16 protein-coding genes are annotated in these 18,554 nt (G+C 68.3%); 11 read left to right on the forward strand and 5 right to left on the reverse strand.

Annotated elements, in window-relative coordinates:
• Positions 1–3 precede the first annotated feature (3 nt).
• The 5 genes from AC1DKV_RS15650 to AC1DKV_RS15670 all read left to right on the forward strand — a co-directional run bounded on the left by AC1DKV_RS15650 (position 4) and on the right by AC1DKV_RS15670 (position 6,763).
• Complete coding sequence (locus AC1DKV_RS15650) at positions 4–1,236, forward strand: metal-dependent hydrolase family protein (RefSeq protein ID WP_441617752.1); 1,233 nt, start codon at positions 4–6, stop codon at positions 1,234–1,236.
• 82 nt (positions 1,237–1,318) lie between these two features.
• The gene (locus AC1DKV_RS15655; protein WP_441617754.1) at positions 1,319–2,221 is read left to right on the forward strand and encodes a LysR substrate-binding domain-containing protein; all 903 of its coding nucleotides are present in this window, start codon (positions 1,319–1,321) and stop codon (positions 2,219–2,221) included.
• A 150-nt stretch (positions 2,222–2,371) separates the two neighbouring features.
• Positions 2,372–3,358 carry a Bug family tripartite tricarboxylate transporter substrate binding protein gene (locus tag AC1DKV_RS15660; protein ID WP_441617756.1) on the forward strand — a complete coding sequence of 329 codons (987 nt, stop codon included), beginning with the start codon at positions 2,372–2,374 and terminating at the stop codon, positions 3,356–3,358.
• 347 nt (positions 3,359–3,705) lie between these two features.
• Positions 3,706–5,949, forward strand: a complete 2,244-nt coding sequence (locus tag AC1DKV_RS15665; RefSeq protein WP_441617758.1) for a TonB-dependent receptor — start codon at positions 3,706–3,708, stop codon at positions 5,947–5,949.
• Between the two features lie 127 nt (positions 5,950–6,076).
• Positions 6,077–6,763, forward strand: coding sequence for a Fe2+-dependent dioxygenase (locus AC1DKV_RS15670; protein ID WP_441617760.1), 687 nt, complete (start codon positions 6,077–6,079; stop codon positions 6,761–6,763).
• Between the two features lie 127 nt (positions 6,764–6,890).
• On the opposite strand, the gene AC1DKV_RS15675 is transcribed toward AC1DKV_RS15670, so the two are convergent.
• Together AC1DKV_RS15675 and AC1DKV_RS15680 are read right to left on the reverse strand one after the other, a co-directional pair.
• The gene (locus tag AC1DKV_RS15675) at positions 6,891–9,008 is read right to left on the reverse strand and encodes a TonB-dependent receptor (protein ID WP_441617762.1); all 2,118 of its coding nucleotides are present in this window, start codon (positions 9,006–9,008) and stop codon (positions 6,891–6,893) included.
• A gap of 166 nt (positions 9,009–9,174) precedes the next feature.
• Positions 9,175–10,080 (reverse strand): LysR family transcriptional regulator, encoded by a 906-nt coding sequence (locus AC1DKV_RS15680; protein ID WP_441617764.1) that lies wholly within the window; start codon positions 10,078–10,080, stop codon positions 9,175–9,177.
• A 139-nt stretch (positions 10,081–10,219) separates the two neighbouring features.
• Here AC1DKV_RS15680 and AC1DKV_RS15685 point away from each other — a divergent pair, with 139 nt between their 5' ends.
• The 4 genes from AC1DKV_RS15685 to AC1DKV_RS15700 all read left to right on the forward strand — a co-directional run bounded on the left by AC1DKV_RS15685 (position 10,220) and on the right by AC1DKV_RS15700 (position 14,744).
• Positions 10,220–10,612, forward strand: coding sequence for a tautomerase family protein (locus AC1DKV_RS15685; protein WP_441617766.1), 393 nt, complete (start codon positions 10,220–10,222; stop codon positions 10,610–10,612).
• Between the two features lie 197 nt (positions 10,613–10,809).
• Complete coding sequence (locus tag AC1DKV_RS15690; RefSeq protein WP_441617768.1) at positions 10,810–11,643, forward strand: aldo/keto reductase; 834 nt, start codon at positions 10,810–10,812, stop codon at positions 11,641–11,643.
• Between the two features lie 49 nt (positions 11,644–11,692).
• Positions 11,693–13,093 carry an FAD-containing oxidoreductase gene (locus tag AC1DKV_RS15695; protein WP_441617770.1) on the forward strand — a complete coding sequence of 467 codons (1,401 nt, stop codon included), beginning with the start codon at positions 11,693–11,695 and terminating at the stop codon, positions 13,091–13,093.
• Positions 13,094–13,112: 19 nt separating this feature from the next.
• Positions 13,113–14,744, forward strand: a complete 1,632-nt coding sequence (locus AC1DKV_RS15700) for a DHA2 family efflux MFS transporter permease subunit (RefSeq protein ID WP_441617772.1) — start codon at positions 13,113–13,115, stop codon at positions 14,742–14,744.
• A gap of 22 nt (positions 14,745–14,766) precedes the next feature.
• Here AC1DKV_RS15700 and AC1DKV_RS15705 read toward each other — a convergent pair whose 3' ends face one another.
• Positions 14,767–15,015: a DUF6388 family protein gene (locus AC1DKV_RS15705; protein WP_441617774.1), complete on the reverse strand. Its 249-nt coding sequence runs from the start codon at positions 15,013–15,015 to the stop codon at positions 14,767–14,769.
• Positions 15,016–15,107: 92 nt separating this feature from the next.
• Positions 15,108–15,545: a hypothetical protein gene (locus tag AC1DKV_RS15710; RefSeq protein ID WP_441617776.1), complete on the reverse strand. Its 438-nt coding sequence runs from the start codon at positions 15,543–15,545 to the stop codon at positions 15,108–15,110.
• 354 nt (positions 15,546–15,899) lie between these two features.
• Between AC1DKV_RS15710 and AC1DKV_RS15715 the strand changes: the two genes are divergently transcribed.
• Together AC1DKV_RS15715 and AC1DKV_RS15720 are read left to right on the forward strand one after the other, a co-directional pair.
• Positions 15,900–16,478, forward strand: a complete 579-nt coding sequence (locus tag AC1DKV_RS15715) for a BPSL1445 family SYLF domain-containing lipoprotein (protein WP_441617778.1) — start codon at positions 15,900–15,902, stop codon at positions 16,476–16,478.
• A 177-nt stretch (positions 16,479–16,655) separates the two neighbouring features.
• Positions 16,656–17,597 (forward strand): recombination-associated protein RdgC, encoded by a 942-nt coding sequence (locus AC1DKV_RS15720; protein ID WP_441617780.1) that lies wholly within the window; start codon positions 16,656–16,658, stop codon positions 17,595–17,597.
• 30 nt (positions 17,598–17,627) lie between these two features.
• On the opposite strand, the gene AC1DKV_RS15725 is transcribed toward AC1DKV_RS15720, so the two are convergent.
• A complete protein-coding gene (locus AC1DKV_RS15725; RefSeq protein ID WP_441617782.1) occupies positions 17,628–18,470 on the reverse strand; it encodes an IclR family transcriptional regulator in 843 nt (280 codons plus the stop codon).
• Positions 18,471–18,554 lie beyond the last annotated feature (84 nt).

The raw sequence follows: 18,554 nt of genomic DNA on the forward strand, positions 1-18,554 counted from the left end.
CGCATGAAACAGATTCTCCTCAGGGGCGGCAACGTCCTCGACCCCGCCCACGGCACGCTCCTGCAACGCCACGACGTGCTGATCGAAGGCGAGCGCATCGCCCAGGTGTCGGCCACGCCGGTCCACGCGCCCGGCGCGCAGGTGATCGACCTGGCCGGCAAGACCGTGATGCCCGGCCTGATCGACTGCCATGTGCACGTGCTGGCGTCGCTCGCCAACCTTGGCCTGAACGCGGTGCAGCCCAATGTGCTGGTGGCGTTCCGCGCCATGCCGATCATGAAGGCCATGCTCGAGCGCGGCTTCACCACCGTACGCGATGCCGGCGGCGCCGACTGGGGCCTGTCGCAAGCCATCGAGACCGGCCTGGTGCCCGGCCCGCGCATCTTCCCTTCGGGCAGGGCGCTCTCGCAGACCGGCGGGCATGGCGACTTCCGCCCGCGCGCCGACGTGCTCGAGCCATGTTCCTGCGCTTTCCGCGCCGGCGCCATCGCCCGTGTGGCCGATGGCGTGGATGCCGTGCGCCTGGCGGTGCGCGAGGAGATCCAGAAGGGCGCCACGCAGATCAAGATCATGGCGTCGGGCGGCGTGGCCTCGCCCACCGACCCGATCGGCAACACGCAATACAGCGAGGACGAGATCCGCGCCATCGTGGCCGAGGCCGAGGCCGCCCAGACCTACGTGATGGCGCACGCCTACACCGGCCGCGCCATCGCTCGCGCGGTGCGCTGCGGAGTCCGCACCATCGAGCACGGCAACCTGGTCGACCGCGAGGCCGCGCGCGTGATGCGCGAGCATGGCGCCTTCGTGGTGCCCACCCTTGTCACCTACGAGTCGCTTGCGCGCGACGGCGCGCGGCTCGGCCTGCCGGCCGAATCGGTCGCCAAGATCGAGACCGTGCGCCAGGCCGGGCGCGACTCGCTGGCCATCTACGCGGAGGCCGGCGTGCCGATGGGCTTCGGCTCCGACCTGCTGGGGGAAATGCACCGCGACCAGTCCGACGAGTTCCGCATCCGCGCCGAACTGCTCGGCAACCTCGAGGCGATCCGCAGCGCAACCTCTGTCGCCGCCGCGATCCTGCAGCGCGAGGGCGAGCTCGGCACCGTGCGTGCCGGCGCGCTGGCCGACCTGATCGCCGTGGACGGCAACCCGCTCGCCGACATCGGTCTGCTGTGCGGCCAGGGCGAGCATCTCGCGCTGGTGATGCAGGCCGGCCGGCTGCACCGCCAGCCCGCCTGACCGGTGTCCCGCCTGCGCCCGCGCAACGCGGGCGGCTGGCATCGCGGACTATCATGGCGGCTGGACCGTCTCGCCTGCCGCCATGCGCATCTCTCCGCTCCCTCCCCTGCCCTGCCTGGTCGCCTTCGAGTCCGCCATGCGGCATGGCAGCTTCACCCGTGCCGCCAGCGAACTGCATCTCACGCAAAGCGCGATCAGCCGGCAGGTCGCGCAGCTCGAGCGCTTCCTCGGCAAGAAGCTCTTCGTGCGCGAGCCGCGCGCGCTGCGCCTGACGGTCAGCGGCCAGGCCTATGCCGAGGAGGTGCAGCGCCTGCTGGCGGCATGCGCCGCGGCCACCGAGGACGTGATGAAGCGCAAGGGCCACGGCGAGCTGACGGTTGCATGCTCGTCCGGCGTGGCCGTGCTGTGGCTGACGCCGCGGCTGCCGAGATTCCGCGCCGCTCATCCGGACATCCACCTGCGCCTGCTGGTCAACGACAGCCTGGCCTCGCTCTCGCCCGCGGAGTTCGATGTCGGCATGTATTTCCTGCGCGAGGGCCCGCCGCCGGGTCTCGCTTCGCGCCGCCTGTATGACGAGGAGGTATTTCCCGTCTGCGCGCCGGGCTATCTTGGCGGCCGCCGGCTCGCGCCGGCCGACCTGCCCGGCGAGACCTTGCTGATGCTGGAGGATGGCCAGCGACAGTGGATGTCGTGGCAGGTCTGGCTGGCCCAAAACGGCGTGGCCGACGCGCGCGCGACGCACACGCTGGTGGCCAACCAGTATCCGATCCTGCTGCAGCTGGCGATGGAAGGCCAGGGGATCGCGCTGGGATGGCGCCACATGATCGACCGCTGCGTGGCGCAGGGGCTGCTGGTGCGCGCCTGCGACGCCAGCGCGAGCCTGGGCGGTGGCTACTATGCGGTGTGGCCCCAGGACCGCGCCGAGGGTGCGGCGGCGCGCGCCTTCCGCCACTGGCTGGCGCAACAGAGTTCGGAAGGCCAGTAGGGTCTGTCCTTGCGGCGGGTTCAGCAAATTGACAGCTTTGCTGTTTATCATCGCTCGCAAGCCGCAGTGCCGGCTCCGGACCAGGAGCACGGCGCGCGGCAACCAGAACTATCGATGCCGAAAGTGGCAATAGTGCCAATGGAGACAACCATGCGTATTTCCCCCACCAGCCGCGCGCTGGCGCTCGCCCTGCCCACCCTTTGCGCCCTGTTCGCCGCCGGCGCGCCCGCGCACGCCGCCGACGCCTGGCCCACCCACGTGATCAAGTTCGTGGTGCCGTTCACCGCCGGTGGCGCCAACGACCTGGTGGCGCGCGCCGCGGCCGATGCGGTCGGCAAGCGGCTCGGGCAGGCCGTGGTAATCGAGAACCGCCCCGGCGCCGGCGGCGTGGTGGGCGCGGACTATGTGGCCAAGGCCAAGCCGGACGGCTACACCTTCCTGGTTGGCGCCGTGGGCACCGTCACCAACGGCCTGATCCGCAGCAAGATGCCTTACGCGCAAGACGACCTGATCCCCGTGTCGCTGGTCGCGGTGAGCCCGTCGGTGATCGTCGCTTCGCCCTCGCTGCCGGTGAACAACCTGAAGGAACTGGTCGAGTACTCCAAGAAACAGGGCGCCGCGGGCGCCAACTTCGCCACTGCGGGCAGCGGCAGCACGCCGCACTTCGTCGAGGAGATGCTCAAGGAAAAAGGCGCGGTGCTGACGGTGGTACCGTACAAGAGCGGCTCGGAAAGCATCACCGCCGTGATCGGCGGGCAGGTGGCTGCCACCTCGGAAGCCAGCGTGGTGGTGCTGCCCAACATCAAGGCGGGCAAGCTCAAGGCGCTCGGCGCAACCTGGGACAAGCGCATGAGCGCGGCACCCAATATCCCGACCACCGCCGAGCAGGGCATGCCGGAAGTGCGCATCGGCCACTGGGCGGGCATCTTCGCACCCAAGGGCACCGACCCCGCCATCCTGAAGAAGCTGAACGCCGAGATGAGCATCGCCATGCAGACGCAGGAAACGCGCGACCGCCTGATTCCCAACGGCATCGAGCCCGCCGGCGGCTCCCAGGAGAGCTTTGTCGCCTTCATCAAGTCGGAGCGCGAACGCCTGGGCCGCATCGCCAAGGCCGCCAATATGACGGCAGATTAAGAAATATTTTCGGCCGCCCGGCTGGGCGGCGGCAATTGTCTGTATCAGGCCTGTTACACACAGGCCTTTTTTTATTTCCGGTTTGCGTCTTATGCGGCTCTTTGCGAAATAAATGTGAGGCCTTGTAACTATCTGTAATTGCTTTGTTTTGTACTTAGTACATTCAGCGTGTGCTTGTAATGTCTGTGATAAAAAAGCCAAGCTGAATTGCAACGCAAATCATTCGCATTTATATTCCGCCTCGCCCAACCAATTTGCCCCCGCCGTTGGCCGAACCGAAAGCATGCAACGTCTCTCCCGCAGCCGCCGGATCGCTCCCACGGCCGTACCCGGAATCGAGAAACGACATGAATCGCCGCACTCCGATCGCGACCGCACTGCTCGCGCTCTTCGCCACTCCCGTTGTGACCCTGGCCCAGACGGCCGCGACCGAGCCGGCCACGGCGCAGAGCCCCGCGACGCTGAAAGAGGTGGTGGTGCAAGGCGACCGGTCCACCGGCGACTACAACACGGGCAAGACGTCGCTGAGCAAGCTCCCCGCGGAACTGCGCGACGTCCCGCAGTCGGTGACGGTGGTCAACAAGGCACTGATCGACGCACAGGGCGCCACCTCGCTGGCGGATGCGCTGCGTAACGTCCCGGGCATCACCATCGGCGGCGCCGAGGGCGGGCAGATTGGCAACAACATCAACCTCAACGGTTTCTCCGCGCGCACCGACATCTACCTGGACGGCTTCCGCGACCGCGGCCAGTACTATCGCGACGTGTATGCGCTGGATTCCGTGGAAGTGCTGATGGGCCCGTCGTCGATGCTGTTCGGACGTGGATCGACCGGCGGCGTGATCAACCAGGTCACCAAGAAGCCGTCGCTGAAGGCGGCCACCGAAGTGACGGGCTCGGTCACCACCAATGGCCTGGTGCGCGCCACCGCCGACGTCAACACGCCGACCGGCGACACCTCCGCGTTCCGCATCTCCGCCATGGCGCAGGATGGCCCGCCGAGCACGCGCGACGCGATGACCGTGATGGACTTCGGCATTGCGCCGTCGTGGAAGTACGGCATCGGCACCTCCACCGAGATCACCCTGTCCGCGCTGCTGCAGCACAACGAGGACATGCCCGACTACGGCCTGCCGGCCATCAACGGTCATCCGGTGAATGTGGACCGCAAGACCTTCTACGGCTTCAACAACGATCACACGCGCCAGAACATCGCAACGCTGTCCGCCGGCATCGATCACAAGTTCTCGCCGAACCTGCGCCTGCGCAACCAGACCCAGTTCAACTATGTAGAGACCGATGCGCGCGAAACCGCGCCGAACGCGGTCGGCACGCTGGGCGGCGCCACCGGCTTCATCCCGCTGACCACCACCAACCTGCCGCTGTCCGCGCTGTACGTGCGCCAGCAAAGCCATGACCGCAGCATCCGCGACTACTCGGTGTTCAACCAGACCGAGCTGACCGCGAAGTTCGAAACCGGCTCCATCAAGCACACGCTGCTGACCGGCGTGGAGCTCGGGCACGACGGCTACAACAACCAGAACTTCTATCGCAACGGCACCTGCAATGGCGTGCCGTTGAACCCGCCGGCAACGGCCACGGCGGCGGCCGGCACTTCCGGCTATGTGGCCTGCGAGCCGGTGGTGAACCCGACGTATATGGATTCGCCCAGCAACGTGCCGAAGTCGACCGGCAACCTGCAGGGCGCCTCGGCCAACACCGTCGCCGTCTACGCCAACGACTCGATCGAGTTCACCAAGCAGTGGAAACTGGTGGCCGGCCTGCGCTATGACCGCTACATGGCCAGCATCACCAACTCGGTCAACTCGACCAACACGCTTGGCAACACCGCGCTGGCCAATGCGGACCAGACCGTCAACTTCACCAGCGTGCGCCTGGGCGGCATCTGGCAGCCGACCGAGGCACAGTCCTACTATGTGTCGTATGGCACCTCGTTCAATCCTTCGCTGGAGCAACTGGTCGGCACCGTCGGCCAGCAGAACCTGGACCCGGAAAAGAACAAGTCGTATGAAGCGGGCGGCAAGTGGGACCTGGCCGGCGGCGATCTGTCGCTGAGCTCGGCGATCTTCCGCATCACCAAGGACAACGCGCGCAGCCAGATCGACGCCACCACCTACGCGCTGACCGGCAAGATCCAGGTGGACGGCTTCCGCTTTGGCGCCACGGGTCGCATCACGCCGAAGTGGCAGGTCTTCGCGGGCTACACCTACCTCAATGCGGTGATCGAGAACGGCATCGCCGCCGGCACGCAGGGCAAGATCCCGGGCAATACGCCCAAGCACACCGCCACGGCCTGGACCAGCTATGCCGTCCTGCCGAACTGGGAAGTCGGCGGCGGCGCCTTCTATATGTCGCAGCGCTATGCCAACAATACCGACACCGTGCAGGTCGGCGGCTACGTGCGCTGGGACGGCATGATCGCCTACCACCAGCCCAAGTACGATGTGCGCCTGAACCTGTTCAACATCTTCGACAAGAAGTACTACGATGCGCTGATCCAGTCGGACGGTGGCCGTTCGGTGCCGGGTACGGGCCGCACCGCCATGCTGTCCTTCGTCTATCGCATGTAAGTTGGGCCAGTAAAGCCGAGGCAAGCAGCCAAGGCAATAAGCTGAGGTAAAGTGGCGTGACGCCAAGTCACGCCACCCGGCGCCGCATCCCCTGCCGGCGCCGGCGCAACACCCTGCCGAGATCGCCATGCTTGTCTGCATTCCCAAGGTCCTCAACGCCGAGCAGCTCGCCATGCTGCGCCAGCAGCTCGATTCGGCCGGCGAGGCCTGGGTCGATGGCCGCGTCACCGCCGGCTATTCCGGCGCCCCCGTCAAGTTCAACCAGCAGATCGACGAGCGTTCGGACGTGGCGCTGCAATGTCAGCAGCTGATCCTCGCCATGCTGGAGCGCAATCCGCTGTTCATCAGCGCGGCGCTGCCCAATATCGTCTACCCGCCGATGTTCAACCGCTACGGCGAGGGCATGACCTTCGGCGCCCACGTGGACGGCAGCGTGCGCATCCATCCGCACAACGGCCGCAAGCTGCGCACCGACATTTCCGCCACGCTGTTCCTCAGCGATCCCGCCAGCTATGACGGGGGCGAGCTGCAGGTGGAAGACACCTACGGCATCCACAGCGTCAAGCTCGAAGCGGGCGACATGGTGGTCTACCCGGCCACCAGCCTGCACCAGGTCACCCCCATCACGCGCGGCACGCGCGTGGCCAGCTTCTTCTGGATCCAGAGCCTGATCCGCGACGATGGCCAGCGTGCGCTGCTGTTCGACATGGACAATGCCATCCAGAAACTGAACCAGACCGGCGCCGACGAAGGCGCGCGGCGCTCGCTGGTCGGCTGCTACCACAACCTGCTGCGCCAGTGGTCGGAGACCTGAGAGGCACGGATGGATCCGCCGCACGGCGCGCGACCGGCCCTGCGATGCCCGCTACGATTTCCGCGCCCCTTGCTCCGGCACCGTCGATACGAAAAGGCCTCGCTTGCTGCGAGGCCTTTTCGCTTTCTTACATGCGATAGCGCAAGGTCGCCATCACGCTGCGCGGCGCGCCCGGCATGTTCAGGTTGGGGCTGGTGCCGTGGGCCGAGACGATATAGCCCTGGTTGAAGATGTTGTAGAGATTGAGCTGGGCTTCGAACGGGCCGCGGCGGTACCACGCCATCATGTCGGCGGTCACGTAGCCGGGCAGCGTGACGGTGTTGCCCGGATTGGCGAAGCGCGCCCCGACCAGGTTGAGGCCGCCGCCGACGCCGAAGCCGTTGCCGAGCGCCTTGGTCAGCCACACATTGCCGCTGTGCATCGGCGTAAGCGTGGCGCGCTTGCCTTGCACCTGCTGGCCGGCGTCGACCGCGACCGACTGCGTCACGCGCGCATCGAGGTAGGCATAGCCGGCCAGCACGCGCCAGCCTTGCGACAGGTCCGCCGAGGTGGACAGCTCCACGCCGTCGGTGCGCTGCTCGCCGATCGGCACCAGTTGCAGCGTGAGCGGGTTGGTGGCCTTGATGCCGGTCCGCTCGAGGCGGAACACCGACACCGTGGTGCTGGCGCGGCCATCGAGCCAGTCGTACTTGGCGCCCACTTCGGTATTGCGCGTGCTTTCCGGCGCGATGTCGGCATTGTTGGCCGCCAGCGCGAAGGCCTCGCCCGAAGGCTGGAACGAACGGCTCCACGACACATAGTAGGACTGTGCCTTGCTCGGCTGCCACACCAGGCCGGCGCGCGGGCTCCAGGCATTGTCGGTGCGCGACAGGCCCGGCTGGCCGGGACGGTGGTCGACCGTCTCCTGCTGGAAGCGGTCATGGCGCAGGCCGACCAGCGCCTTCCAGTGTTCCGTCAGGGACACCATGTCCTGCGCATAGAAGGCGAGCGTCTTGAACGTGCCCAGGCTGTTGGCGGTCAGCGCGCCGCCCTGCAGCGGCAGCGTGGGCAGCACCGGGTTGAACAGCGCTACGGTCGCCACCGTGCCGGACGAATAGCTGACAAGGTCCTTGTTCTGCTGACCGACTTCCACGCCGTACAGCAGTTCGTGCTTCATGCCGAACAGCGAAGCCTTCTGCGTCAGGTCGGTCTGATTGAACCAGCCGCGCTCGGCGCGCGCCACGTTCGAGCGCGTGAGCGTGACGGTCTGGCGCGCTTCGTTGACCACGCCCGGCAGCGTGTTGTTGCGGTCCAGCGTGTAGTGGTAGTAGCGCGTGGCGTTGCGCAGCGACCACTGCTCGTTGAAGCGGTGGTCCAGCGTGGCGGTGCCCGAATAGATGCGCGACTGGCTGTAGTCCACATCGCGCGCATTGGCCGCGCCGTAGTAAGTGGAGGCCGGCACGTTGACCGGGCGGCCCCGGTAGGCCGGGATGCCGAAGTCGGTCACGCGGCGGTCCTGCAGGTAGTCGGCCTGCAGCAGCAGGGTTGTCTCGGGCGCCAGGCGCAGATCCAGTGACGGCGCCACGGCGAAGCGGTCGATGAACTGCTGGTCGCGGTAGCTGTTGCCCCGCTCCGCCGCGCCGGTGATGCGCCATGCGGCAGCGTCGTTGATCACGCGGCCTACGTCGGCCTCGGCGCGGCGATTCTGCCAGGAGCCGTAGCTAAGCGCGAAATCGGTGACGTCGAAGCCGGGCTTCTTGGTGACGCGGTTGATCAGGCCACCCGACGAGCCGCGTCCGTAGAGCACGGCCGCGGGTCCCTTGATGACTTCGATCCGGTCTACGTTGGAGAGATCGCGGAAGTACAGCGCATCGTCGCGGATGCCGTCGACGAACTGGTCGGCGATGGCCGAGAAGCCACGGATGCTGACCTGGTCGCGCTGGCCGTCGCCGGTGGAGAAGCTCACGCCTGGCACGTTCTTCAGGGCATCCTGGATCGACGTGGCGTGCTGGTCGCGCATGACCTCGGCGGTCACCACGTTGACGGTCTGCGGGATATCGCGCAGCGGCGCATCGATCTTGGTGGCGCTGCGGGTGGAAGGCGGGTTGTAGCCCACGCCCGGATCGCTGGCGGCCGCAGCCTTGACTGTCACCTCCGGCAGGCTGGCGGCGCCGGCTTCCTGTGCCAGGGCCGTGCCGGTCACGGCGGTTTGCGAAACGAAGGCGCCCAATACGGCGGCGTGGATCGGGCGTAGATTAAGTCGCATGTGTAATGAATTGTAATAGTTTTACTACAAATGCGACGCATTATCATTTTCATTTACAACAGATGTCAATGGGAACGAAGCGCAGTATGGTGATCTTTTATTAAAGCGGCTGATGAAGCTCTTTTTTGATCACGCCCTGCAACAGAGGGGCTCCGGCGCCGCGGGCTCAGGCAAATTGTTCCGCCAGCGCGGCCCGCACCTGGCCCACCAGCGGTGCTTCGCCCACCCGCGCGGGCAGCAGGAAGAACTCCGCCGTCGGCAACGCAGGCAGCCTGAGACGGGCGATCGTGGCGGCATCGATGCGCGCCACGCCGGGCCCGATGGCGGACTCGTTCAGGCAGGAAATACCGAGGCCTGCGGCCAGCGCCAGCTGCAGGCCGGCCACGCCGGAGGCGGAATGCGCGATGACGTAGTCGAGCCGGCGCCGCAACAAGGTCTGCACCACGTACTGATGCAGGGAGCAGGTATCGGGCAGCAGCACCAGCGGCAGCGGCGCGCCGGCGCCCTCGGCCCCTTCGGCCTCTCCCGGCGCAGCCACCCAGGCCAGGGTTTCACGACGCAGCACGGTGCCGCGCGCGCCCCGTTCGCCTTTGCCCGTCTTGTCGGCCGCGCGCGCGCCGGGAAAGCGCATCGACAGGCCGATGTCGAAGGCGTCGGTCTCGGCGCCGGCTTCGATCATGCCGCTCTTCATCACGGTCACGTGCAGGCGCAGGTAGGGATAGCGCTCGCGCAGCCGGCGCAGCATGCCGGCGATCTCGCCGGGGCGGAAGTAGTCCGTCACGGCCAGCCGCAGTTCACCGTCGAGCGTATGCCCGCGCAGATCCTGCAGCGCCAGCTCGGACAGCGCAAGGATGCGCCGTGCGTGTTCCAGCAAGCGCAGCCCGGCAGGCGTGGGCGCGGCACCTTGCTTGCCGCGCACCAGCAGCGGCACGCCGGCGCGCTCCTCCAGCTTGCGCAGTTGCTCGCTGACGGACGACTGCGAAAGAAACAACCGTGGCGCCGCGGCCGACAGGCTGCCGGCCTCCGCCACCGTCACGAAGGTACGTAGCTGATCGAGTTCGAGGACGCGCATGGCTATCTCCGGCATGTTTCGTATATTCCGATGGATAGTATCGCAAATTCCCGTTTTTTCGATTGAACAGGAAGCCCTAGACTGGCATCACCAGGCGGCTGAATCCCCAGCCGCCGACCCGGACCAACAGGAGCCAGCCATGCCCCACATCAATCTGCAGATTTCCGGCAAACCCGACGCCGCCCTCACCCGCCGCACCGCCGCCGCCGTGGCGGAGATCACGCAGCGCGTGCTCGGCAAGAAACCGGAGGTGATCGTCGTGGCCGTGCAGTACGTGGACCACGACGCCTGGATCGTCGGCGGCGCGCCGCTGTCGGAGCAAAAGCGCAACGCCTTCCACCTCGATATCAGCGTGACCGACGAGACCAATACCAAGGCCGAGAAAGCGCAGTTCCTGCGCGAAGTGTTCGACACCATGGCCGAGCTGATCGGCAACGTGCACCCGGTGTCGTATATCCATGTGGTGGACGCGCGCGCCGCCACCTATGGCTACGGCGGGCTGACCCAGGAATACCGCTATCACCACGGATGAGCCGGCAAGCCCCGAACAGCACGCAAACGGCCTACTACGCGACCGGCCTGGTCTGAGCACGGCGGCAGGCCGCCGCCCCCGCCCCGCTGTCCTTGTGCATCGCGCCGTCCTTGCCTAGTGTTGGGTGGGTAGGCGCGCGGCGGCGCGTGCCTTGCACGGCACGCGCGCCATCCCCCCCTCCCCCGACGGATACCAGCATGAAAACCGTGAATCTTCCCGGCGGCGAAGCCGTTCCCGCGCTGGGCATGGGCACCTGGAACATGGGCGAGAATCCGGCCGCGCGCGCGGAAGAGCTCGCCACGCTGCGCCTCGGCCTCGAACTTGGCCTGCGCCTGATCGACACCGCCGAGATGTACGGCGAGGGCCGCTCGGAAGAACTGGTGGGCGAAGCCATTGCGGGGCGCCGCGACGAGGTCTTCCTGGTCAGCAAGGTCTACCCGCACAACGCCGGGCGCAAGGGGGCGGTGGCGGCCTGCGAGCACAGCCTGCGCCGGCTCGGCACCGACCGCCTCGATCTCTACCTGCTGCACTGGCGCGGCGGCGTGCCGCTGGCGGAAACCGTGGCCGCCTTCCTGGCTCTGCAGCAGGCCGGCAAGATCCGTCATTTCGGCGTCAGCAACCTTGACCTCGGCGACATGGAAGCGCTGTGGCGCGTGCCTGGCGGCGACCGGGTAGCAGTCAACCAGCTGCTCTACAACCTCGCGCGCCGCGGCATCGAGTGGGACCTGCTGCCGTGGTTGCGACGCCACCATGTGCCGCTCATGGCCTACTCGCCGATCGAGCAGGCGGCGCTGCTGCGCAACCCGCGCCTGGCGCGCTTTGCCGAGCAGCACGGCATGAGCCCGGCCCAGGCCGCGCTGGCCTGGCTGCTGGCGCGCGACGATGTCGTCGCCATTCCGAAGACCAGCCACCGCGACCGCCTGCGCGAGAACCACGGCGCGCTCGCCTGCCGGCTCGCGCCGGAGCAGCTGGCGGCGCTGGATGCCGCCTTCCCGCCGCCGCGCGGCCCGCGCCCGCTGGATATGCTCTGACCCCGCGCGCGGGCCGCGCACCACGCTTTGCAGTCACAGGAGCCTCGCCATGCCCACCGACTACGACGCCATCATCATTGGCACCGGCCAGGCTGGCCCGCCGCTGGCCGAGCGCCTGACCGCGGCCGGCCGCAAAGTCGCCGTGATCGAGCGCCTGGCCTTTGGCGGCACCTGCGTCAACAATGGCTGCATCCCCACCAAGACCATGGTGGCGAGCGCCTACGCGGCCCATCTGGCGCGGCGCGGCGCCGATTTCGGCGTGATCACCGGCGGACCGGTGACGGTCGACATGGCGCGCGTCAAGGCGCGCAAGGACGGCGTGGTCGGCAACTCCAGCCGGGGCGTGGAAGCGTGGGTGCGCAGGCTGGAAGGGGGCACCGTCTATCTTGGACATGCCCGTTTCGAGAGCCCGGACACCGTGCGCGTGGGCGATGCCGTGCTGCGGGCCGCCCAGATCTTCATCAATGTCGGCGGGCGCGCGGCCACCCCGCCCATGCCGGGGCTGGACCAGGTGGACTACCTGACCAATACCGGCATGATGCGCGTGGACCAGTTGCCGCGCCACCTGCTGGTGGTGGGCGGCAGCTACATCGGGCTGGAGTTCGGCCAGATGTTCCGCCGCTTCGGCAGCGAAGTCACCATCGTGCAGCGCGGCCCGCGCCTGATCGAGCGCGAAGACCCCGAAGTGTCCGAGGCGGTGCGCGACATCCTGGCGGCCGAGGGCATCGGCCTGCGCCTGGATGCCGAATGCATCGCGCTGGAGCAGCGCGGCGGCGAAGTGGTGGTGAAGATGGACTGCGTGCACGGCGCGCCCGAGATCGCCGGCTCGCACGTGCTGCTGGCGGTGGGCCGCCGGCCGAACACCGACGATCTCGGCCTGGACCGCGCCGGCGTCGCCACCGATGCGCACGGGTATATCCAGGTCGATACGCAGCTGCGCACCAATGTGCCCGGGATCTGGGCGCTGGGCGACTGCAACGGGCGCGGTGCCTTCACCCATACCGCCTATAACGACTTCGAGATCGTCGCCGCGAACCTGCTGGACACGGCGTCAGGCGAGCCGCCGCGCACCGTGGACGACCGCATCCCTGCCTATGCGCTCTTCACCGATCCGCCGCTGGGCCGCGTCGGCATGACCGAGCACGAGGCAAGACAGTCCGGGCGCCGGGTGCTGGTGGGCACGCGCCCCATGACCCGGGTGGGGCGCGCCGTGGAAAAAGGCGAGACGCTGGGCTTCATGAAGATCCTGGTCGATGCCGACAGCCGCGAGATCCTGGGCGCGATGGTGCTGGGCGTGGGCGGCGACGAAGTCATCCACTGCATTCTCGACACCATGTATGCGCGCGCGCCCTACGCGGTGCTCCAGCGCGCCATGCACATCCATCCCACCGTAGCGGAGCTGGTGCCGACCATGTTGGGCGAGCTGCGCCCGCTGGCGCCGGTGGCATAGCGCCCGCGCGTCGCCGGCCATGTCGACCACGCCGCTGGCCCAGGGCCCCTGCGACGACAGCGCGATCCGGGCCCGGCCTGGCGGCGCCGGCTGCGCGCGCGCCGACGAGCCATGGGTGCTGGCCGCGACCATCCTGGCGTCGAGCATGGCGTTCATCGACAGCACCGTGGTCAACGTGGCCCTGCCGGCATTGCAGAAGGATCTCGGTGCCAGCCTGAGCGGCATGCAATGGGCGGTGGAGGCCTATGCGCTGCTGCTGGCGGCGCTGCTGCTGGTGGGTGGCGCGGCGGGAGACCGCTTCGGCCGGCGCCGCGTGTTCGCGCTGGGCGTGGCGGTTTTCGCCGCCAGTTCGGCCTGGTGCGGGCTGGCCGGCAATATCGGCCACCTGGTCGCGGCCCGTGCGGCGCAGGGCGTGGGTGCCGCGCTGCTGGTGCCGGGCAGCCTGGCGCTGCTGTCCGCGTCATTCGACCAGAGCCGGCGCGGCAAGGCCATCGGCACCTGGTCCGGCGCCACCGCCATGACCGCCGCGCTCGGCCCGGTGGCGGGCGGCTGGCTGATCGAGCATCTGTCGTGGCGTGCCGCCTTCCTGGTCAACCTGCCGCTGGCCGCGGCGGTGCTGGTGATCGCGTTCTGGCGCGTGCCGGAAAGCCGCGCGCCCGGGCAGGCGGGGTCGCTCGACTGGGCGGGCAGCCTGCTGGTGGCGCTGGGGCTGGGTGGTGTGGTCTACGCCCTGATCGCTTCCCCGGGGCAGGGCTGGGGCCATGCGCAAGTATGGTTGCCCGGCGCCGCCGGCATGCTCGCGCTGGGCCTGTTCGCGTGGGTGCAGACGCGGGTCGCCAATCCGATCATGCCGCCCGCGCTGTTCCGCTCGCGCGCCTTTCTCGGGGCCAATCTGCTGACCCTGCTGCTCTACGCCGCGCTCGGCGGCGGCCTGTTCTTCTTTCCGCTCAACCTGATCCAGGTGCAGGGTTATTCATCGACCGCCGCGGGGGCCGCGCTGCTGCCCTTCATCCTGCTGATGTTCCTGCTCTCGGGCTGGGCGGGTGGACTGGTGGACCGGCACGGTGCGCGCGGCCCGCTGATCGTGGGGCCGCTGGTCGCGGCGGCGGGCTTTGCCCTGTTCGCACTGCCAGGCTCAGGCGGCGGCAGCTATTGGACGACGTTCTTCCCCGCCGTGCTGGTGCTCGGCGCGGGCATGACGATCAGCGTGGCGCCGTTGACGACCACGGTCATGAATGCGGTACCGCCTGGCTCGGCCGGCACGGCATCCGGCATCAACAATGCCGCCGCGCGGGTGGCGACGCTGCTGGCGATCGCGGTGCTGGGGATCGTGATGGCGAATGTGTTCGATCGCAGGCTGGAGCGCGCGCTGGCGGGGTCCGGCGCGGTGGTGCCGGCGCAGGTCGTGCAGGCGGTGCAGGCGCAGCGCGGCCGCCTTGCCGCCATCGAGATCCCCGCGACGGCGGAGCCACGGGCGGCGCAGGCCGTCCGTCATGCGGTAAGCAATGCCTTCGTGGCGGGCTTTCGCCGGGTGATGCTGCTGTCCGCGCTGCTGGCGGCCGGTGGCGCGGCGTGCGCGTGGCTGCTGTTGCGGCCGGCGCAAGAGGATGCGGCTGAAGATGCGGCTGGCGCGCCGCCGGCCAAGCCCTGAGGCGGCGGCGCGGCCATGCGCATCAGCGGCGGGGCGCCGGCGCTGTGCGCTCCCCCAGGTAGACCAGCAACAGTTCGTCTGCAGTCATGCGCCGCAGCCGCGCTTCGCGCCCGATGGCGCGCTCCAGTTCGGAAAGCTGGAAGGCTTCCACGCTCATGCCGGCTGCGCGCGCATGACGCTCGGTGATGGCCTTGAGCAGCGAAACCACTTCGGGATTTTCGTCAAGGAAGCGCTCGTGGGCGAGCTGCAGGCGTTCGGGGGAGAGGGTCATCGGGATGGACTGCCATGGGTGTTGAGGGGACGCGTCCGCGCATTACACCACAGCAGGCCGCGGCGGCCCGCGCCGGCCGGTCAGCTTGCGGGCTAGTGCGGCTTGGCGTTGTAGCGTTCCACCTCTACATAGCGAACCAGGTAGCTGCGGGTCTTGGCCTCGGTATCCCGCGAAACGCGGTCGGCGGCCTGGCGCGCGCCGTCGCGCCCGTGCGCGGACACCATCTGCGCATCCAGGTATTCGCGGAACGCGCTGCGCATGGCATCCAGCTTCGGCTGGCACGCCTTCAGCGCGGCGCCGGCGAGATCCTGCGGCGAGGCGCTGCCGGACAAGCCGGCGTCGGTCTGGCCCTTGGCGCAGGCGGTGTAGTCGGCACGCAGCGACTGCCACTGCGCATTGGCTTCGCCTGCGGCTTGCGGGTCGGGAGCGGGCGAATGCGAGGCACAGGCAGCGGCCAGCAGGGTGACGGGGATCAGGACGAAACTGGACTTCAGGGACGTCAGGGACTTCACGGATTTGAGGAATTTCACGGATTTCATCTTTGATGGACACGCCTGGCGCGCCCGGGTTCCTGGCCCGCCGCCGGGCCACGGACATGTCGCCGCGTCGGGCACGAATCTGTAGGACAGGTTCGTCGCGAAATGCAGCTTCGTCCTACACCGCTTCGGTCTGCAGGCTTGTATATTTCTCCAGAAACGGAGGATTCCAGTGGCACTTTAGGGAAAACCGAGAGGAATTCCTGCCCTGCGATTTCACGTTTCTACAAGTGCCGATTACGCCTATCCTTGGATAAAGCGAGTTTGCAGGCGAGAGGGGACGGAAGGCTCCGGTACCGGTGCTCTGTTAGCGGTGCATTGTGACGTAAAACAATCAGGAGAGTGAGTATGGAACGCAGATCGTTTCTGACGGCGGGCGCAGGCCTGGTGCTGGCTTCTTCAGGCTTGCTGGGTGCCTGCACCACCACGCCGGGCGCCCCCACGGACAAGGCGGCCAAGCGCCGCGAGATCGACGGCGGCGTGGACGGCGCGCTCAGCAAGCTGTACGCCACGGCGAGCAGCTCGCGGCAGCTGGCCAACCGCGCGCGCGGCATCCTGGTCTTTCCCAACACCATCTCGGCCGGCTTCGTGGTGGGCGGCGAATACGGCGACGGCTCGCTGCGCGCGGGCGGCGCCACGCATGGCTACTACCGCATCATCTCGGGTTCGGTGGGCTGGCAGATCGGCGCGCAGTCCAAGGCCATCATCCTGATGTTCATGACTCAGGACTCGCTCGACAAGTTCGTCAACAGCAGCGGCTGGACCGTTGGCGGCGATGCCACAGTGGCGCTGGCCACGATCGGCGCCAACGGCACCATCGACACCAACACGGCCCAGCAGCCGATCATCGGCTTCGTGGTGACCAACGCCGGCCTGATGGCAGGCCTGTCGCTGGAAGGCTCGAAGATCAGCAAGCTCGACATCTGAGGCTCCGGCACGCGGCAGGGGCCGGGTTGCGGCAGGCAGCCCGGCCCCTGCCGCATTCCGCCGGCCCGCCCGGCGCCGCTCCGTTGCCCGTGCAGCCCTTCTATCCGCCGCTTTCACGCATTGTTACCGCATCGGCCACGCTAACCGGCTAGAATCGGTCCCTTTGGCCGAATTCCCATGTGGTTCAAGAATCTCCAGCTGCACCGTCTGTCCGCACCGTGGTCCCTCGCCGCCGACGAAGTCGAGGCCTGCCTGGCGCGCCATGCCTTCTTCCCGGGCACCAGCCTGGAAATGCAGACCCAGGGCTGGGCCTCGCCGCGTGAAAACGGCGCCCTGGTCCACCAGGTCGGCAAGCAGATGCTGCTGACCATGCGCACCGAGAAGAAGCTGCTGCCGTCCACCGTGGTCAACCAGGTCACCAAGGCGCGCGCCCTCGAACTCGAGGAACAGCAAGGCTTCAAGCCCGGCCGCAAGCAAATGCGCGAGCTCAAGGAGCAGGTCACCGAGGAACTGCTGCCGCGCGCCTTCAGCATCCGCCGCGATACCCGGGTGTGGATCGACCCGGTCAACGGCTGGCTGGCCATCGATGCCGCCGCCCCGGCCAAGGCCGACGAAGTGCGGGGCCTGCTGTTCAAGGCGATCGACCCGCTGCCGCTGGAAAACCTCCATGTGAACCAGTCGCCGGTCGCCGCCATGACCGACTGGCTGGCCAATGACACGGCGCCGGCCGGCTTCACCGTGGACCAGGAAATCGAGCTGCAATCGAGCGCCGAGAGCAAGGCCACGGTGCGCTACGTGCGCCATCCGCTCGATGCCGAGGACCTGCGCCGCCACATTGCCGCGGGCAAGCGCTGCACGCGCCTCGCCATGACCTGGAACGACCGCGTGTCCTTCGTGCTGACCGAGTCGCTGACCATCAAGCGAGTGGCCCCGCTCGACGTGATCAAGGAACAGGCCGACGCCAGCGCGCGCGACGAGGACGAACGCTTCGACGGCGACTTCACCATGATGGCGGGCGAGCTGGCCAGCCTGCTGGCCGACCTGACCGAAGCGCTGGGCGGCGAACGCAAGACGGCCGACACCGCCGGCGCGCAAGCCGCCGAACGCAAGGCCGCCTGAGCCCCCTGCCCGGCTGGTCCGGGCGCCAGGTCATGCGGCAGGCGGCGCCCCCGGATGGCCCAGCAACGCACTGGCCGCCCGCGCCTCCCGGCGCACTGCCGTGCCGACCGGCCCGTCCATCGCGGCATCGAAGCCGCCCGTGGCGCCCAGCGCCGTGATCACCGCGCACACGCGGCCGGTGTAGTCGTACAGCGGCGCGGCCACCGCGCTGATGCCCTTCAGGTTGGTATCGCGCACCACCGCGCAGCCGGCGGCCTGCACTTCGCGCCGCAGCTGCCCGATGGGATCCCCGGCGTCGAGCTGCGCGCGCAGCTCGGCCGGCGCCACCGCCAGTTCCGCCTCCGCCATCGCCAGCACCGGCGGCTCGTCCAGCATGCCCAGGAAGGTGCGGCCGGTGGCCGACCACAGCAGCGGCATGACCGAACCCACCCGCACGTTCACCGTCACCGGCAGGCCCGGCTCCTCGAAGCGCACGATGGTCGGCCCCTTGTTGCCCATCACCGCGACGAAGCACGTCACCCCCAGCGCCTCGCGCAGGCGGACCAGGGAAGGCTCGGCCACCCGCACCGGATCGACCTGCCGCATGGCCGCCAGCCCGATCAGCATGGCTTCCATGCCGAGGGAATACTGCTGCGTGCTGGCCTCCTGCGCCACCAGCCCTTCCTCGACCAGGCTGGCCAGGTAGCGGTGCACCTTGGCCGGGCTCTCGCCGACATGCGCGGCCAGCGCGGTCAGCGTGGCGCGCCCGCCGAGCCGGGCCAGGCCCTTGAGCACGGCCATGCCGGTCTGCGCGGACTGCACGCGCTGGCGGCGCTCGCGCGCCTGCGGGCCGGCGGGAGCGCCCGCTTCGATGGGATCGGGTGATGTCGTCATGGGCGGAGATTCTAGTGCGGAGAATGCCGTGCGGCGAGGCCGGCGTAGCCATATGGCCGTCAACTGGCCGTCATCTGGCCCCTT

This window comes from Cupriavidus sp. 05T41 (assembly GCF_056396525.1).

What these genes read in the sequence shown, in the direction of transcription:
- AC1DKV_RS15650 (WP_441617752.1), top strand. Translation starts at nt 4, where the DNA reads ATGAAACAGATTCTCCTCAGGGGCGGCAACGTCCTCGACCCCGCCCAC.
- AC1DKV_RS15655 (WP_441617754.1), top strand. Translation starts at nt 1,319, where the DNA reads ATGCGCATCTCTCCGCTCCCTCCCCTGCCCTGCCTGGTCGCCTTCGAG.
- AC1DKV_RS15660 (WP_441617756.1), top strand. Translation starts at nt 2,372, where the DNA reads ATGCGTATTTCCCCCACCAGCCGCGCGCTGGCGCTCGCCCTGCCCACC.
- AC1DKV_RS15665 (WP_441617758.1), top strand. Translation starts at nt 3,706, where the DNA reads ATGAATCGCCGCACTCCGATCGCGACCGCACTGCTCGCGCTCTTCGCC.
- AC1DKV_RS15670 (WP_441617760.1), top strand. Translation starts at nt 6,077, where the DNA reads ATGCTTGTCTGCATTCCCAAGGTCCTCAACGCCGAGCAGCTCGCCATG.
- AC1DKV_RS15675 (WP_441617762.1), bottom strand. Translation starts at nt 9,008, where the DNA reads ATGCGACTTAATCTACGCCCGATCCACGCCGCCGTATTGGGCGCCTTC.
- AC1DKV_RS15680 (WP_441617764.1), bottom strand. Translation starts at nt 10,080, where the DNA reads ATGCGCGTCCTCGAACTCGATCAGCTACGTACCTTCGTGACGGTGGCG.
- AC1DKV_RS15685 (WP_441617766.1), top strand. Translation starts at nt 10,220, where the DNA reads ATGCCCCACATCAATCTGCAGATTTCCGGCAAACCCGACGCCGCCCTC.
- AC1DKV_RS15690 (WP_441617768.1), top strand. Translation starts at nt 10,810, where the DNA reads ATGAAAACCGTGAATCTTCCCGGCGGCGAAGCCGTTCCCGCGCTGGGC.
- AC1DKV_RS15695 (WP_441617770.1), top strand. Translation starts at nt 11,693, where the DNA reads ATGCCCACCGACTACGACGCCATCATCATTGGCACCGGCCAGGCTGGC.
- AC1DKV_RS15700 (WP_441617772.1), top strand. Translation starts at nt 13,113, where the DNA reads ATGTCGACCACGCCGCTGGCCCAGGGCCCCTGCGACGACAGCGCGATC.
- AC1DKV_RS15705 (WP_441617774.1), bottom strand. Translation starts at nt 15,015, where the DNA reads ATGACCCTCTCCCCCGAACGCCTGCAGCTCGCCCACGAGCGCTTCCTT.
- AC1DKV_RS15715 (WP_441617778.1), top strand. Translation starts at nt 15,900, where the DNA reads ATGGAACGCAGATCGTTTCTGACGGCGGGCGCAGGCCTGGTGCTGGCT.
- AC1DKV_RS15720 (WP_441617780.1), top strand. Translation starts at nt 16,656, where the DNA reads ATGTGGTTCAAGAATCTCCAGCTGCACCGTCTGTCCGCACCGTGGTCC.
- AC1DKV_RS15725 (WP_441617782.1), bottom strand. Translation starts at nt 18,470, where the DNA reads ATGACGACATCACCCGATCCCATCGAAGCGGGCGCTCCCGCCGGCCCG.